Source organism: Spirosoma koreense, from assembly GCF_054777875.1.
In genome coordinates, this window is record NZ_BAAHAC010000003.1 from 304,444 (window position 1) to 320,990 (window position 16,547).

Below are 16,547 nucleotides of genomic sequence, written 5' to 3' on the forward strand. Positions count from 1 at the left end.
GAACGTTTCCTCCGTCGTATCCCTCAAATGAACTCGATTCTCCCGTCCCGATTTATCTTCGTTGGGTTCCATATCTTGCTCTGGAGCACCTACCTGCTGCTTCCTTACGTAGTCTCGACGGCTGCCAACGACTATAAAATAGGCGTAATACCGGGTCTGTTTTTCACGCTGACCGGCCTGATTCACTTAGCCATTTTCTATAGCAATGCTTATTTTCTGTATCCCCGCCTGTTGAACCGGCGTTACTGGTGGTTGTACCTGGTGGCTGGCGTTGGCCTTATTCTTCTCTCGTTTCGGCTAAAGTATCAACTGCTGGTGAGTTGGTTTCCGACTGTTCAGGGAGAGGCCAATGCGGCTAAATTTATCTTTGGCCCTTCGGTGGCTTTTTTCTTTCTGAGTATGGTCTATCGCAGCATCCTCAATCAGCAACAAGCCGAGCAGCAGCAAACCAAACAGCAGGCCGAGCAACTCAGGGCCGAGTTAACGTTTCTTCGCTCGCAGGTCAGTCCCCATTTTTTGTTCAATGTATTAACCAATCTGGTTTCGTTAGCCCGCCAGCAATCCGATCAGCTGGAACCATCTCTGCTGATGCTCTCTGAGCTGATGCGGTATATGCTCTATGATGTGCAGGGGCGAAAAATCACCCTTCACCAGGAACTGGATTACCTCAACAGCTACATCAACTTACAGAAACTCCGGTTTGGCCAGGAGGTACACATTACGTGTCAGATTGAGGTCGATCCGGCTGATTATCCTTATCAAATTGAACCGATGCTACTGATCCCATTGGTCGAAAATGCCTTTAAACATGGGGTTAGTGTGATTGAAAATGCCCAGATTCACATCCAGCTGTCGGTACAAAAGAAGGAGTTGTTGTTTACCGTGCGGAACCGATTCGAGGCTGAATCGGTGGCTCATGCCGAAACAAATCGGGGCATCGGACTGGCAAATCTGCGGGCGCGGTTGGCCCTGCTCTATCCCAGTACTCATACGTTACTCATTACTAATACCCATAACTGGTTTGATGTTACCTTAACTCTGTCTTTATGCTGATGCGTTGTCTGGTCATTGATGATGAGCCGCTGGTTCGTGAGCTGCTGGAAGATACGATTCGGCAGATTCCTTTTTTGGAATTGGTAGCCACCTGTAAACATGCGCTGGAAGCGACAACCATCCTGCAAACCGAACCCATCGACTTGATTTTTCTGGACATTCAGCTGCCTCGTCTAACTGGTCTTGAGTTTCTTCAGGCGTTGAGCAAGCCCCCTCTGACCATTCTGGTAACGGCCTATGAACAGTATGCGCTGGAAGGGTATAGCTTACAGGTCGTCGATTACCTGGTCAAACCCTTCCGTTTCGAGCGTTTCCTGAAAGCCTGCAACCGGGCGCATGAGTTGTTTGGCCTCCAACAGGGAGTAATGCCCGCATCCGCTGAGGAACCGGCCGATTTTTTTGTTCCTGTCGAATATAGCCAGGTGAAAATTGGAGCATCCGATATTACCTACATCGAGGGGTTAGGAGACTATATCAAGATTTACCTATCCTCGAGGTCTAAACCCGTGCTGACCCGCCTGTCTATCAAAGCGATGGAAGAAAGATTGCCTGCGTCGGCCTTTGTTCGTACGCATAAGTCTTATCTCGTGTCTGTGCGAAAAATTACAACCGTCAAACGGGATGTAGTGTGTATCGGAGACAAGGAGATCCCTGTGGGTGACTTCTACAAAGAAAACATCACCCGAATTCTTCGGGGTTCGGGTGGTCATTCCGAGTAGAATGGGTCGATCGCCAAAGCCAGGATCGATTGTACTTGTTTCTCAGGCTCCACTTAGGTAGGTTCGTTTTTGCAACTCTTGCCCGACACAACGTTGACTACCCTAAAACAATTTCTCTTCACACTTTCGCCCATCAGTGAGTTAACCTGGCAGCGAGTGAAGCCTCTTTTCACCCAAACTAAATTGAAAAAGGGGAATTATTTTATTGAAGAAGGTCAGCTGGCCACTCAGTTTGCCTTTGTCCAGTCTGGGGTAATTCGCGGGTTTTATCGAGATAAACAGGGGTCCGAATACAACAAGCATTTCTTTGTCGCTCCTTCCATTGCTGGCGGCTATACGTCCCTGATTACCGGCAAACCGAATCAGATTAGTCAGCAGGCCTTAACCGACTGCCAACTGCTGCAAGCGAACTACCAGACCTTCACCGCTCTGTATGATACGTGTCCTGATTTAGAGCGTGTCGGGCGCCGGTTTGCCGAACGATACTTCGTTGAGAAAGAACGGAAAGAAATTGAAATCGTGCTGTTGGATGCGGAAAGTCGCTACCGGCTTTTTCAGCAAAACTACCCAGGATTGGAACAGCAGATTCCCCAGTATCACATTGCCTCGTATTTGGGCATTACCCCAACCCAGCTCAGCCGCATCAGAAAGAAACAGACACCAGGCTGATTTCTTTACCTATGTAAATGGATGATAGCCCCTGGCGTTGGATTTTTGCCGGGTTAAACTTCCATACGATGCTTCACATCTCTCAGAGGAATCTGTCAGGACCAGCGGCTTTCGCCTTGCTTCTGTTCTTTGGGTTTTCCATTCGGGCTACTCATGCCCAATCGATGGCCGACAAAATAGATCAGTATCTTCAGGCACGGCTGGCCAAAAGCAGCGTTCCGGGCTTGGCCATTGCCGTTGTTCATAACGATACATTGCTGTTGTCGAAAGGGTATGGGGTCACCAGCACGAACGCGCCGGTTACGGCCAATACCCCCTTTGCCATTGCTTCGCTAAGCAAAGCCTTTACGGCCATGGCCATTATGCAGTTGGTTGATATGAACCGAATTTCGCTTGATGCGCCCGTAGTTCAGTACCTTCCTTCTTTTGCCACGGAGGACAACCGGGGCCAGTCCATAACGGTTCGACACGTATTGCATCAAACCAGCGGGCTGGCCGATACGGGTTTTCCCGAATTAGCGTTTCACCAGCAACCCGCTACGTTGGGGGAAGCAACGGCTCAGCTCAAAGGGGCTCGCCTGGTCAGTGAGCCGGGCAAGCAGTTTCATTACCATAACCCCAACTACCGACTACTGGCCCAGCTTGTGGAGTCGGTCAGTCATGAGCCCTTCGCTGCTTATTTGCAGAACCACATTTTCAGACCTTTGCACATGAGACAAACCCGGGATGTGTCGGCTACGAAGTCGTTTTATTCGGGGTCTGATCGAATCGGGAAGGGACACATTTTCGTGTTGGGCAAACCGCTGGCCATGCAAGAGCCGGATTGGTTTGTGGAGGGAGCGGCCGGAATGTGTTCTACGGTGGCCGATATGGCGCACTGGCTCCGTCTGCAACTGGCGCATGGACGAGTGGGTAGAACGCAATTGCTGAGTCAGCCATCCATGACCCTAATGCATGCCCCTCCTTCTAAAACGCCGATGCATTACGGCATGGGCTGGATTGTGGGGCCTGATTCAAGTCTGTACCACAGCGGCATTCTATGGACCTACAGTGCCGAACAGCTTTTACTCACCAAAGACGGGTACGGCATTGTGATGCTCTTCAACAGTGGCCTTAATCCCTATATCGATTATAATTCCTTTCTGCGGGGTGTCGCCAATATGCTGGCCGGTCAGGAGCCGGAGCTACCTGCGTTTCCCGATTGGGTGTTGCCTATTTGTGTCGGATTTATTTTGGTGTTGTGCATTGGTCTAGCCATCCGGCAGCTTTTTAGACTTACTGACTGGCATCAAAAATACACGCAACGTCCTGTCTGGCGATCCTGGTTTTTTTTAGGGCTTCGCTTCCTTTTCTTTATGCTGTGCTTGTTTATTCCGTCGCTCCTAACGGTACTAAGTGGACGGGTGTTAAATTGGGAACGGATCTTTCTGATGATGCCCGATGTCTTGCTGGGGGTAGGTCTGATCGCGTTATTGAATCTGGTTATCGTTATCAGCCGTGTCGTCTGGCTCTACGGCGGCAAGCGCTCTTATCCGACTCAAGAACAGGTTGAGGTCTGAGCGCATGAAATTGGTCAGCGATGTTGCGTGAAACCTCAGTATCCTTGAAAGGCTAAGTAGTTGCTGCGGCCAATGAAGATGAGTATACTCCCTTTGTCCGAATTGGGTTTAACCTCACTCCCGAGGGCGTTTCGGCTCGGTTTGTTTAGGACCAAATGACTTGAGTGCTCAAACAGCCCCTGACCGCCCAGGCTAATCGTTTTTGCCAATCGGATTTTGGTAGGCGATTAGTTTCATGGCCGCTTCACCTAAGAGCACCCCGTTCGAGTCGGTTTTAAATTCCCCTGAACGATTGGTAGGCTGTCGTGGGCAGACAAACCTGGAAGCCTTGTTAAATGGTCTTTTCAACTGACGATTGACCAGTAGTAAGTTACAATTTTATAGTCTATGCAAACAGGGGAGAGGCCGACGGTGGGTTGTGTTCAGCTATCTTGCATCCTTATCCATCACTCCCTATGGGAATTGGGTGATTAATTCGACCGGCCTCCCCATGAGAGATCTTCTTTTTAGTCAGGAAGGTGAGACTAAACCTCGGTGTTTATCACAGGTAGCAAACCTGGCGGCTGGGTGAAAACTAACAAGTCGAATTAGCGGATATGATTTGGTTTAAAAACCGCAAAACTATTTTAAACCACGAGACTCTTAACTGATTAGCCAAACACAATTTTTATGGATGTTGAAGGAAGAGAAGCAAAGCACCCTTTTAAAGCTATTCTTGAAAAATACATTTCCGAGATTCTTGTCATTTTCATTGGGATATCAATTTCTTTCTTCTTCGATGAGTGGAGAGAAAATAGGAGAGACGACGAAACAGTAAAAAAACATTTAACGGTTTTAAGGAAAAATTTAGCAGAAGATACGCTGAAATTGACGTTTATGATAAAGCATGGTGGTGAATTAATAAATAGCATCGATAAATTGACTTATTTTAAATCCGGTTCAGAAATAAAAGATAGTATTGGTTTTCATATTGACCATGCCGCCAGTTATCTGGTTTTTAAACCAAATCAAATGGCTTATGAGGAAATCAGACAGGCAGCGCATACAAATTTGATCAAAAATGATTCCTTGAAAACGTTATTCTTATCTTATTATACCTCAACGATACCTTATTGTGCGGAATGGTGTAAAGTAGATGAAACTCATACGATGACACAGGTAATTCCAGAGATGAGTATCTATTTTCCCGTCGTAATTGATTCATTAAATGTCGTTTCTTCGCAAGAAAAGATTACCGCATTAAGACTAAAAAAATTAAGGAATTTACTTTTAGCGAACGCCATGTATAAGAAAGAGACTATAAATATTTTTGTTCTTACTAAAAAGGTCGCTATAAACCTTCTCAAAAAAGTTGATGATGAACTGGGAAAGTAATAGAGCTGACCTTCCACATTTACCCGATTAAGTTGTGTATACGCAGATACAATTCAAGCCAACTCACTTTCAACCGGTGAAACTCGTTTACAAGGAATTGTTTAGCCGTCTGGTGGGTCAGTATGGAGTGAAATGAAAAAGCGTTCTTGCGGTTACTTTTCAGCAGAAAGTTCACGCCCATGGTAACAGAAAAGTTACCTGCGTGAACGGCTCCTCTAAATGGATTGACAATTGCTGTTTAGTCTGTCAAAAGCTCTATCTAAAAAGGCCCGTATATCAATACGAGCCTTTGGTTTAGTTGCTTGTAACTGTGGGCACTGACTAACCAGGTGATTCGACGGCTGGCTGCAGTTGTAAATCTGTCCGGCCGTTGGCGGCTGCACTCCCCTCGGTGGGTTAAGCAATTGTTCGATCGGCCATGGCCCTCATTCGTCGCCAATGACAATAAGTAGAATTCTACGCAGGTAACACAGACTGTGCTCCGTCTACACCAGTTCTGTCGCCATACTTACTTCACTTTATAAAACTTCGCGCCAAACAGGAAGATGATCGCATAGCAGATAATCGGCAGGTAGTAGGCATGGGCTACGTCATGTTCGGCAACCCGGCCCATCAGAAAGGGAAAGACGGCGCCACCCGCTACCCCCATCGAAATAAACGAAGCCGCCTGTTGCGTGTGGGCGCCCAGATTTTTCAGGCCCAGACTGAAAATGGTTGGGAACATGATGCTGAAGAAGAAATTGAGCATCAGCAGCGCGATGAACGAAGGCCAGCCGAAGCTCTGGGCAACAATGAGGCACATCAGAATATTACCGGCTGCGAAAATGGCCAGCAGCGAGTGAGGAGCAACAAACCGCATCAGAAACGTACCGACAAAACGACCGGCCAGCATCAGACTCATGAACAAGACCATGTAGTTACCTGCTACGTCGTCTGGAAACCCCATTTTTTCGTGGCCGTAATTGATAAAAAAGGCCCAGGTGCCTCCCTGTGCGGCCACGTTGAACGTCTGGGCAATAACGGCCCACACAAAATGGCGGTGCGCAAACAGCGGTTTGTTCGGTTCGACGTCCACGTTCTCGGCCTCCGGATCGACTACGGCGTGTGGGTCGGTCAACGACGGCACTTTGACGAAGGAGAACAGGATGGCAATCGTCGCGATCACGCTGCCAATGACGATATACAAGGTTTTCACCGACGTCAGATCCGTACTGCCCTCAGTGTTGTTGCGCAGCAGAAAATAGGAGCCGATGGCTGGTCCGATAATGGCTCCCAGCGCGTTGAAGGCCTGCGCAAAATTGATCCGCTGGTCGCTGGTGCGCTGGTCGCCGAGCGAAGCTACAAACGGGTGAGCGACCGTTTCGAGGGTGGAAAGTCCACAACCCAGAATGAAGAGCGCAATGCCGAAATAGGTAAACGAGACAGCCGCTGCCGCCGGCACGAATAGGAAAGCACCTATTGCAAAGAGCGACAAGCCCAGCAGTACCCCATTCTTATACCCGAATCGCTTCATGAACAGGCCCGCCGGGATACCCATGACGAAATAGGCCCCGAAAATGGCAAACTGGACGAAGGCCGACTGGGTTTTAGTAAGGCTCAGCACATGCTGAAAATGCTTGTTCAAGACATCGCCCATGGTGATCGCTACTCCCCAGAACATGAACAGCGACGTAACGAAAACCAGGGTAACGAGGTATTTTTTCTCAGTGAAAGCTGCTGGTTTCGACGAACCAGTGACGGGCGTTGCCTGCATCATGTACTTATCGGTTTGACGGATTAGGGAGCCGGGCGAATCGGCCTTTGGGTGTACGATTTGAGTCTACAAAGATAAAGTCGTTTTCCTGCCCGAAATACCCTTTCGTGCTTTAGTTAACAATTGACGAAACCTGATAAACGGCTAAAAGGTAGATAGAGGACAAGCACGTTTCGGCGCTTATCTTTTCTGGCTGACCTGCTCCTTTTTCTGCTTCGCCTGTTTTCCAGCCCGAAAGAAACCACGCTTTCGTATCTTGAGCCATGAACGTTCGATTATCGTGGCGACAGATCGCCGGCCTGGCTTCGCTGGTGGTGGCTGTTCTGGTAAACCTGCCCTTGTTGCGATTGACGGCCCGGTCGCGGTTGGCTTTTTTGCCCGGTGCACCCGATGTCGGACCAGAGCTTGCGGTGAGTCGACTGGTTTTTCACTTCGCCTTCGCCTTTGCCGTCATTGAACTCAACCGGTATGTGCTCAGCCGGAAAGCATACCCTTTTCGGGTAGGGTTACCAGGCTGGTATGCGCTCAACTTACTGTTTTTTCTGCTCATAACCGCGCTGTATATTATCCTTGTATGGCCGTGGTATGGCGAGCGGCCGGTGCTGGTAATCATAACGGTTTACTTTCGTAGTTTTTTTGTCTGGCTTACAGCGTTGCTGCTGGGAAACTTCCTGGTGGTTCTGCAACAGAACCGGGATATGCAACTGGAAAACGAGCGGCTGAAGCAACAAAACCTGCAGGCCCAGCTGGATGCGCTCCGGGGGCAACTCAACCCGCACTTCCTGTTCAATTCGCTGAATGCACTCTCGTCGCTCATTCGCGAAGGCGGCCCTAAAAGCCAGCAGTATCTGACCCGGCTGTCGCAGGTGCTGCGGTATTCGTTACAGGCGCAGCGACAGTCGCTGGTGCCGTTCGAGGAGGAAATGCGGTTTACGATGGCTTATACTTACCTGCTTACGATCCGGTTCGGCCGAAACCTGCTTATCGAGAATGAACTACCCGACCAGGCCCCCTGGCAGATCCCGCCTATGGCCCTGCAACTGCTGATTGAAAACGCGGTGAAGCACAACGTCGTGTCGAACGCGCATCCGCTGACCATTACCCTACTGGCCGACCCTGCCGACCAGTCTGTGCTGGTCCGAAACGTTTATCAGCCTAAGGCTGAGCCCGCAGACGGCATGGGCAGTGGCCTGGCCAATCTGGACAGTCGGTTTCGGCTGCTGACGGGTCGGCCTATTCAGATAACCCGCACCGATAGCGAATTTAGCGTTTGTTTACCCATTCTCCCGTTAAGCGAATGCGTGTGATCATTCTTGAAGACGAACAACCCGCAGCCAGCCACCTGGAGGCATTGCTGCACGAACTTGAGCCCGATCTTACAGTGCTGGCAGTCATCGATAGTATCGAAGATGGGCGCCAGCGATGGACAAAGCTGACCACGCCCGATCTGATTTTTTCGGATATTCAGCTCGCCGACGGACTTTCCTTCTCCCTGCTGGAACAGGTACAGGTTGCCTGTCCGATCATTTTTACGACGGCTTTTGACGAGTATGCCATTCGCGCGTTTCGCCACAACAGCATCGACTACCTCCTCAAACCCATCGAGTCGGACACCCTCGAAGCCAGTCTGCAAAAATACCGGAGGCTCGCTCGTCCGGTGGCCGATGAACTGACGCGCCAGTTGCAAACGCTGTTGAGCGGACAGGCTTTTCGGCCCCCAGCCTACCGCACCAGTTTCCTGATTCAGTTCCGCGACAGGTTATTACCGGTCAACGTGGCCGATGTGGCTTATTTCTCCATCGAAGGCGGAGTCGTGTCGGCCACCCTGACGGATCGGCTGACCGATCGGAAAATCAGCTACCCGCTTGAACAGAAGCTTGAGGACCTGGAAAGTCAGCTCGATCCGCACCAGTTTTTTCGGGCAAACCGGCAGTTCATCGTTTCCCGTCGTGGCGTTCAGGAAGCCGAATTCTATTTCAATGGGCGTCTGCAACTGAAGCTACAGCCGGCCCCCGGCCAGCCCGTGCTGATCAGCAAAGAGCGCGTGACGGTCTTTAAGAAATGGATGGAGGAATTCTGATGGAAATCTTTGGCGTCCATCTTAGGGAGTTCAGCCAATGTGTGGTCAGCTTGACCCGCTAATTAGCCGCCTTCAGATGGTTTTCCGGGCAGTTATTTCCGGCAGAAGATAGGTTTGTATCTCGGTTCAGGCTACTGGTCTGAACAACGATACAAACCAGCAACCCGCTTTTCATATGCTGCCTTCGTTTCTAAACCTACTGCTGGCAAATACAATGCTGATTGGCAGATTGGTGTTCTCCGGCCCCATTGATCAACCGGATGCGCTGGGTCAACCGGTTTCGGATACCAGCGTTCAGGACACCATACTTCATGAAGGACAGACACGGGTGTACAGGCTGCATTTGCCACCGGCCTATACCCAGAGTACCCGTTTGTTGCCGCTGGTGGTGGCGCTGCACGGTGGGGGAGGCAGCGGTCGTCAGTTTGAAGCGCAGTCGGGATTCAGTGAGAAAGCAGATCAGGAAGGATTTATTGTCGTCTATCCCGATGGGCGACAGAATCCGGGTGTGCTGGGATTACGAACCTGGAATGCCGGTGCGTGCTGCGGGCAAAGCGCTTCGACGCAACGCACGGATGACGTAGGATTTATCCGCAAACTGATCGATAAACTGGTGGCTACCCGCCGGGTCGATCCGAAACGGGTGTATGCGACCGGCCATTCAAACGGGGCCATGCTTTGCTACCGGCTGGCCTGCGAGCTGTCTGATAAAGTCGCGGCCATTGCGGCCAATGCGGGAACCATGCAAGTGCAATCGCCCTGCCAGCCCGACCGGGTCATGCCCATGCTGCACGTTCACTCGAAACAGGATCAGAACGTGCCGTACACCGGCGGGGTGGGCGCCAGGAGCCTCAACCGACAGTGGAATTCTTCGGTCGATAGTACCCTCACGGTTTTCGCCCGGTTGGCTCAGTGCGCAGACCCGAAACAGGTTATTCGTTCGACGGAGGCCTATACCGCTTACCAATGGTCGGGTTGTATCGACAAAACCGACATTCAGTATTACCTGACTACCGACGGAGGACATTCCTGGCCGGGTGGTAACAAAGGTGCCCGACGCATTGGCGACGAGCCTTCGCAGGCTTTCCGGAACAATGACCTTATCTGGGATTTTTTCAAAACCCGTTCGCTGCCGTAATCAATAGTTTTTAACCACCAAATATGTATGAAAAACAACACAAGTAAGGCGATCCTGAGTATCGCGCTGGTTCTGGTTTCGGTTATGTCGTTTGCACAGCAGGCGCAGTTGGGGACACCCGAAGAGCGGGCCACCCGCCAGACCGCCCGCATGAAAGAAGTCCTGAATCTATCCGCCGATCAGGAAACGTCGGTCGCTGACATCAACCTGAAGTATGCCAAACAGATGCAATCCGTGCTCGAAACCGGTGGCCGAAATCTGAAAACGGCGCGGGCTGCCAAATCGCTGATGAAAAGTAAGGACACCGACCTGCAGAAGGTTCTCAACAAAGAGCAGTTCGGTAAATATCAGGATGTGAAAGAAGAAATGATAAACCAGATGAAAGAACGGCGCAGGCAGCGATCCTGACCACTTATATTGCCTGGTAACCTCCCGAAAGCCCTGGGCTTCGGGAGGTTTTTTAGAGGTTATTTTAGGCAATCGACTTAGAGACGGTCTAAAAATTTTTGGATAGCCCTTTTGTCCTGCTGACGCAGGAAGCATCTTAAGACGTCCTGACTATTGAGTAAGGATATGTTAAGATGCTTCCTGCGTCAGCAGGACAAAACCTCCGGTATTGACTTTTCTCAGAAAGGATGGACAACCTCTTGCTCCAGCCTAGTCTTCGCGGCCTTCCTTGCGGTTTGGGTCGGCCATCCGGACAATTTTAGGGCTGAACTTGGCCAGCACCGACACCAGGTCCCGCTGCGCCCCGATCACCGTTTCGATGTTCTTGTACACCATCGGCGCTTCGTCAAGGTCCCCGCCAATGAGCTGAATATCGGCTTCCTGCAGGGCTTTGTTCCACTGTGAGCGCGTTAGAGTGTTGAAAGCCTGTGTCCGCGACATCAGGCGTCCGGCTCCGTGCGACGCGGAGTTCAGCGAATCGGTGTTGCCCCGACCCCGGACTACAAATCCGGGCTGGGTCATCGATCCCGGAATAATACCCAGCACACCAGGTCCGGCCGGGGTAGCCCCTTTACGGTGAACCATGACCTCGCGCCCGTCGGCCAGTTGTTCCTTCCAGGCGAAATTGTGGTGGTTCTCGACCATCACCAGCGGTTCTTCGCGCAGGGCTTTTGCCAGCTTATGGTGAATTTCGTGGTGATTGGCCGAGGCATACTCGCCCGCCAGGTTCATGGCAATCCAGTACTCCTGGCCTTCCTCGGTATTCAGATCGAGCCAGGCCAGATGAGCGGCCTGTTTGGGCAGCCTGGTCTTCTGCATGGCCAGTTTTGAATAATAGTTTGCCACCGATCCACCAAATCCGCGCGAACCTGAGTGCGACAGCAAGGCCAGATACTCGCCCGCTGGCAGGTTGAGCTGGTCGTCGGGTTCAGCCACCTCGACAATGCCCCATTCCACGAAATGGTTACCCGTTCCGGAGCTGCCTAACTGCCGGTAAGCTTTATCTTTCAGCTCACGAATCACCTTGGTCGCTCGCCATTCGGGCCGGTCCATCACACTCTCGTCAAATTTCTCGCGGGTTTCGCCCCCAATGCCGAACTTGGTTAGCTCGACCAGCGCTTTTTTCAGCAAATGCGGTTCGCGCGTCAAAAAAGCCGGGGGCAGATCAAACACAGACAGGCACATCCGGCAGGCAATATCGACCCCCACCGCAAACGGAATGATCGTGTCGGGTTCGGTCGCCAGGACCCCGCCAATGGGCAGTCCATACCCCTGGTGGGCATCGGGCATAAGCGCTCCCGCCAGTGAAATCGGCAGGCTGGTGGCGGTTTCCATCTGCTTTAACGCGCCTTCTTCAATCTGGTCTCGACCGAATACCGCATACGGCAGTGTGTCGGTGCGGAGGTCGAATCCCTGCTCCGCCTGCTTGCCCTGTGCCTCCAGCACGTACGGCGCGGGTTCGGGTGGGAGGTAAGCCGCCCCGGTCGAGCTAAGAGGTACCGGAATACCCTGTTTGTTCAGATCGTAGATCGCCCGGGCCAGATTGGTGACCTTATTTTTGGAATAAGCCCATTTCTTTGGGTTTTCGAGCATCTGAGCCAGCAGGCTCATGACTTTCTCCCTCGGGTAGTTGGCCCGTTGAATCAGGCCGTTCGATACCCGCAGAAAAGTGTTGTGTAATGACTCCGGAATCGGGCCCAGCGTCATGATGTCGTCGAGAGTGATGAGGGTTTCCATGGTTTCAGTCCTGGTTTTATTGAATTGGGATAGCCAGAAAAGCGTCAGCCCTTCAGGCTATCAACGCATCTGTAGTGGCAAAGGTTAATGACTGCTGCGCAGTGTTTCTGCGTAGATCGGATAATTTTGAGACTGAAAAAAAATAAGTAGAACACAGAGACACGGAGCGCACAGAGCTGTCCAGCAGCAAAAACTCTGTGCTCTCTGTGTCTCTGTGTTCTAAAATAAAAAATACGACGTAAAAAGATTACGTTGATGGGCCACTAACCTTGCGATGACTAAACAACCGAACGAATGGAGCAAGCACAAGCAACGATCAAACAAGCCTGGCCTTATCAGCAGGACCGACTCAACTTACCCGTCAATGACCTCGAAGCTGCATTGCCTTTCTACATAATGACACTGGGTTTTCAGCTTGTTTCACGAACCGACACGCCTTATAAATCGGCCATTCTAAGCCGGGATGGCATACAAATCGGTCTAGCCGAGAATGGGGGTGACCCTGAGCAGGATGGCTGTTTCTTCGAGGTTGATCGTGTAGCGAGCGCGTTCGCCGAGTTGAAAGCCAATGGCCTCAACAAGGAACGCGCTGATTTCTCCCTGCAAAAACACGGGGAAACAAACTGGAAGGTCTTTTTTGTCGTGGCTCCCGATGGGCTTTGTTACTGCTACGGTGAACGACAACCCGCTTAGGAAAGCCTACTCGCGTTTCTGCTTGTCGAAATACTGCCGCATGAAGAGCATCTGATACGTGATCGCGTTGGTCCAGTAATTCCAGTTGTGGCCACCCGGACGGGCGATGTAATCGTGTGGTATATTGCGCTCCAGCAGTTTGTCGTGCAGGTTGTTATTGACCCGAAAGAAAAAGTCCTCCGAGCCACAGTCGATGATTAGCGACAGCGAACCCGGCGTCAGCAGATGCAGCAGGTTGATGACCGTATTCTGCTCCCAGCGGTCGGGAAACTGGGCGTAGGTTCCGAGCCGTTTGGCCATGTCCCAATTGTTCGGAAACGGTCTGATATCGACGCCCCCGCTCATGCTCCCTGCGGCTCCGAACACATCCTGATGACGAAACGCCAGGTATAAGGCCCCGTGGCCGCCCATACTCAGCCCCGTAATGCCGCGCCCCTGCCGGGTTCGGATGGTTTTGTAATGATTGTCTACCCAGTTAACCAATTCGCTGGCTACGTACGTCTCATACCGGAAAGACGGGTCTGCCGGGCTATCGAAGTACCAGCTGCCGTAGTTGCCGTCCGCACAGACGACGATCATCTGATGCGCATCGACCGCCTGGCCCAGATTCGGCGCTTTTTTGGCCCAGTCGCTGTAGTTACCGCTGTAGCCATGCAAGAGATACAGCACCGGAAATGCACTGCCAGCCGTGTAGGAATCGGGCGTTACAACCACCGCTTTGATCGTCTTTTTCATCGACGGGCTATACGTGTCGACAGTGTCGACTTTGGCGGCATAACTTTGACCTGTTAGCGAAAGAAAACTAAGGATAAAAAAAATACGAAAGATCATCATTGGGGATTAATTGATGCAGTTAACGACAAACCACGCTACAGTTCTACAAGGCAATATAAAGTAAACATGTCATTTCATTGTCGGATGAATTCACACTGGTTATTTGGCTTTTTCTCCATATACAGCTGCCAGAATAAAGTCGACGATGGGTTGCGGATTGGGCAGGCTGTGTGGGTGGTGATTGACGCCCGGCTTATGAATAACCTGGATTGAGCCGCCCAGCGCCTTTACTTTCTGCTCAAAGGGGGTGGTGTTTTCATCGACCGGGACGGCATCATCGGCATCACCGACAACGTGCAGCATCGGGAATTTCCCTTTGACAATCTCGGCAACTTTGTCCATCGGGTTGTTTTTGAAGGCAGCCATCTCGGCCTCCGTGGTGTAGCCATAATCTTTTTTGAACAGCTCCCAGTCAGCGGGGCTACCCTTGGCTTTGCCTTTGCCGCCGGGCCAGCTACGCATGTCCAGCACGGGCGCATCGGCGTACACACAGGCAACCTTGTCCGGGTTTTCGGCCGCCCAGTTATAGATGTACACGCCCCCCCGACTCATGCCCTCCATAACCGCTTTTTTGGCCAGCCCAGCCTGCCGCATGGTCTGATAGAACTTGTTCCAGAGGGCGACGGCTTCGGCATTGCCAAACAATTCGGTGGGGTCGCAGAACACAAGATGGAAACCCCGATCCAGCAGGGCAATGTCGGTTTGGGGTTCATGTCCCCAGAAGCGGGCCCGCCATACCCAGGGTTTGTCGGCGGCAACCACCCGTGGTTTCACGATTTTGGCCATACGTCCTTCGAACGTAAACTCAGCGCAGTCGTAACCGTAAAATGAGGTTTGCTTATAAGGCGCTTTGATCGACTGGAAAATATCGAACCCGTTGACGGTTTTGGCTGTAAGGGCGTCCTTCAACCGATGGGCAATCAGGGTTGCTCCTGGGAGAGAAGGATGCAGTTGGTCGGGAAAGAGCGAATCCTTGCTGAGCGTCATGGCGTGCAGATCGATCAGTTCCAGTTTCTCGTCGTAGGCGACCTGCTGAATGCGGGGAATGATCCATTTGGTGATGGCCGCGTCGGTCTGGCGGGTCGTGTCGGTCAGGTAAGACGCAAGAGGCAGCAGCAGAATCACTCGCGGGTGCGACGGCAGCTCACGGAAGGAATGAATCAGGGTTTTGTAAGCCGTGGCAAAGCTATCGGCCACCTGACGGCGGAACGGCAACCGGCTGTCGTTGGTGCCCAGTTTAATGGTCACAATGTCCGGGTTGCTCTTCAGCGCGTTCTGGTAAGCCGCCGTCGCCCGGTACGAATTCTCGGTCTGCATGACGGTCTTGCCACTGACACCGAAGTTGAGCACTTCATAATCGTAGCCTAATAACCCCTGCAACTGAGCCGGATACGATTCGGCACCGGGGTATTTCAGGCGGGTACCTTCGGTGATGCTGTTGCCGACGCAGGCGATCCGTAGGCGCTTCGGTACGGTTCCCGCTATAGTGGCCCGGATGCGCTTTTCGATGGCATCGTAAATCGGACGCGCCTGGTCCATCGGTAGACCCGGATGCATTTCCGGGCGTTTGTGGCCGGTCGAACTGAGCCAGGCATCTTTCATAATGGCCTGCCGCTGGCTGACCAGGCTCGCGAGCTCATCGGCGCGGGGAATGCCCGATAGGGTAGAAGCCGCATCGGGGGCATTGGCTACCTCCTCACCCAGGTACTGGAGAATGGGCTTTGCCATCAGCCAGTGCCCCAGCTCGCCTGGATGAACACCATCGTTTGCCAGTTTAAACGACGGGTCGGCTTTACGTCTTTCTTCAAGGAAATTCTTCATCGGAAAATGAAGGTCCGCCACTTCCCAGTTGAGTGAATCCCGCTGGGCCAGCAACCAGTCGGCGTATTTATCCAGGGTCAGGTTATAACCCTGCGTACCCAGTTTTTTATCGTCATGAACGGGGGGCGTCAGAAAAATGATTCGTTTGGCGCCGACCGCTTCCAACTGGGCGTGCAGCCACTTCATGCCTTCCCGATAGGGCCGAAACCGGCTTTCGTCGAAAGGCAACGAAATACCGTCGTTCATGCCGTAGCAGGCAAACACCACATCGGGTTTGGTCTGGGCCAGTATCCGGCTCAGGCGTTCATGCAGGTCGGGGCGCGGAAACCGCCCGTCGGCATGGTTGGGTTCACTCAGGCCCGATACCGTCTCACTGGGTAACCCAACGTTGATGAATTCGTACGCTTGTTTGGGGTAATGCGTAACGAAATACGACTCGATATCCGTAACGTACTTGCCCGCGTAGGTAATGCTGTTACCCAGGAACAGGATTCGTTTCGTACCCTTCGGAAAAGGCGATTTACGTTGCGCCTGCAGGAACGATGGTAAAAAAAGGAACCCGAACAGGATCAGGAGCGCAGGAGAAAATTGCTTAAATCGTTTCATGGTGACTACGGTCTGCCTGGCGATCTGGGCAGATGAGTATTGCCAAACAGAGGGTGTTTCAGGG

General features: G+C 51.9%; 14 protein-coding genes. 10 read left to right on the forward strand and 4 right to left on the reverse strand.

Going from position 1 to position 16,547, the window contains the following annotated elements; genetic code table 11:
- The first annotated feature begins 27 nt into the window (after window positions 1-27).
- From ACYVC2_RS04715 to ACYVC2_RS04735, 5 genes are all read left to right on the forward strand, one after another.
- Window positions 28-1,053: a sensor histidine kinase gene (locus tag ACYVC2_RS04715; RefSeq protein WP_461101142.1), complete on the forward strand. Its 1,026-nt coding sequence runs from the start codon at window positions 28-30 to the stop codon at window positions 1,051-1,053.
- Window positions 1,047-1,772: a LytR/AlgR family response regulator transcription factor gene (locus tag ACYVC2_RS04720; RefSeq protein ID WP_461101143.1), complete on the forward strand. Its 726-nt coding sequence runs from the start codon at window positions 1,047-1,049 to the stop codon at window positions 1,770-1,772. Before ACYVC2_RS04715 ends, ACYVC2_RS04720 begins: the two co-directional genes overlap by 7 nt.
- A 93-nt stretch (window positions 1,773-1,865) precedes the next feature.
- Window positions 1,866-2,441 carry a Crp/Fnr family transcriptional regulator gene (locus ACYVC2_RS04725; RefSeq protein WP_461101144.1) on the forward strand — a complete coding sequence of 192 codons (576 nt, stop codon included), beginning with the start codon at window positions 1,866-1,868 and terminating at the stop codon, window positions 2,439-2,441.
- A gap of 68 nt (window positions 2,442-2,509) precedes the next feature.
- A complete protein-coding gene (locus ACYVC2_RS04730) occupies window positions 2,510-4,000 on the forward strand; it encodes a serine hydrolase domain-containing protein (RefSeq protein WP_461101145.1) in 1,491 nt (496 codons plus the stop codon).
- A 669-nt stretch (window positions 4,001-4,669) separates the two neighbouring features.
- Window positions 4,670-5,374 carry a hypothetical protein gene (locus ACYVC2_RS04735; RefSeq protein ID WP_461101146.1) on the forward strand — a complete coding sequence of 235 codons (705 nt, stop codon included), beginning with the start codon at window positions 4,670-4,672 and terminating at the stop codon, window positions 5,372-5,374.
- Between the two features lie 508 nt (window positions 5,375-5,882).
- On the opposite strand, the gene fucP is transcribed toward ACYVC2_RS04735, so the two are convergent.
- Window positions 5,883-7,127, reverse strand: coding sequence for an L-fucose:H+ symporter permease (gene fucP, locus ACYVC2_RS04740; RefSeq protein WP_461101339.1), 1,245 nt, complete (start codon window positions 7,125-7,127; stop codon window positions 5,883-5,885).
- 263 nt (window positions 7,128-7,390) lie between these two features.
- Here fucP and ACYVC2_RS04745 point away from each other — a divergent pair, with 263 nt between their 5' ends.
- The 4 genes from ACYVC2_RS04745 to ACYVC2_RS04760 all read left to right on the forward strand — a co-directional run bounded on the left by ACYVC2_RS04745 (window position 7,391) and on the right by ACYVC2_RS04760 (window position 10,753).
- Window positions 7,391-8,434: a sensor histidine kinase gene (locus ACYVC2_RS04745; RefSeq protein WP_461101147.1), complete on the forward strand. Its 1,044-nt coding sequence runs from the start codon at window positions 7,391-7,393 to the stop codon at window positions 8,432-8,434.
- Window positions 8,425-9,207: a LytR/AlgR family response regulator transcription factor gene (locus ACYVC2_RS04750; RefSeq protein WP_461101148.1), complete on the forward strand. Its 783-nt coding sequence runs from the start codon at window positions 8,425-8,427 to the stop codon at window positions 9,205-9,207. The genes ACYVC2_RS04745 and ACYVC2_RS04750 overlap by 10 nt, the downstream gene beginning before the upstream one ends.
- Window positions 9,208-9,421: 214 nt before the next feature.
- Complete coding sequence (locus ACYVC2_RS04755) at window positions 9,422-10,345, forward strand: extracellular catalytic domain type 1 short-chain-length polyhydroxyalkanoate depolymerase (protein ID WP_461101149.1); 924 nt, start codon at window positions 9,422-9,424, stop codon at window positions 10,343-10,345.
- A 27-nt stretch (window positions 10,346-10,372) separates the two neighbouring features.
- On the forward strand, window positions 10,373-10,753 hold the full coding sequence (locus ACYVC2_RS04760) for a hypothetical protein (RefSeq protein ID WP_461101150.1): 381 nt from the start codon (window positions 10,373-10,375) through the stop codon (window positions 10,751-10,753).
- 249 nt (window positions 10,754-11,002) lie between these two features.
- Here ACYVC2_RS04760 and ACYVC2_RS04765 read toward each other — a convergent pair whose 3' ends face one another.
- Complete coding sequence (locus ACYVC2_RS04765) at window positions 11,003-12,529, reverse strand: RtcB family protein (RefSeq protein WP_461101151.1); 1,527 nt, start codon at window positions 12,527-12,529, stop codon at window positions 11,003-11,005.
- A gap of 294 nt (window positions 12,530-12,823) precedes the next feature.
- Here ACYVC2_RS04765 and ACYVC2_RS04770 point away from each other — a divergent pair, with 294 nt between their 5' ends.
- Complete coding sequence (locus ACYVC2_RS04770) at window positions 12,824-13,222, forward strand: VOC family protein (RefSeq protein ID WP_461101152.1); 399 nt, start codon at window positions 12,824-12,826, stop codon at window positions 13,220-13,222.
- A 6-nt stretch (window positions 13,223-13,228) separates the two neighbouring features.
- On the opposite strand, the gene ACYVC2_RS04775 is transcribed toward ACYVC2_RS04770, so the two are convergent.
- On the reverse strand, window positions 13,229-14,056 hold the full coding sequence (locus ACYVC2_RS04775; protein ID WP_461101153.1) for an alpha/beta hydrolase: 828 nt from the start codon (window positions 14,054-14,056) through the stop codon (window positions 13,229-13,231).
- Between the two features lie 99 nt (window positions 14,057-14,155).
- The gene (locus ACYVC2_RS04780; RefSeq protein ID WP_461101154.1) at window positions 14,156-16,483 is read right to left on the reverse strand and encodes a GDSL-type esterase/lipase family protein; all 2,328 of its coding nucleotides are present in this window, start codon (window positions 16,481-16,483) and stop codon (window positions 14,156-14,158) included.
- Between the last annotated feature and the right edge of the window lie 64 nt (window positions 16,484-16,547).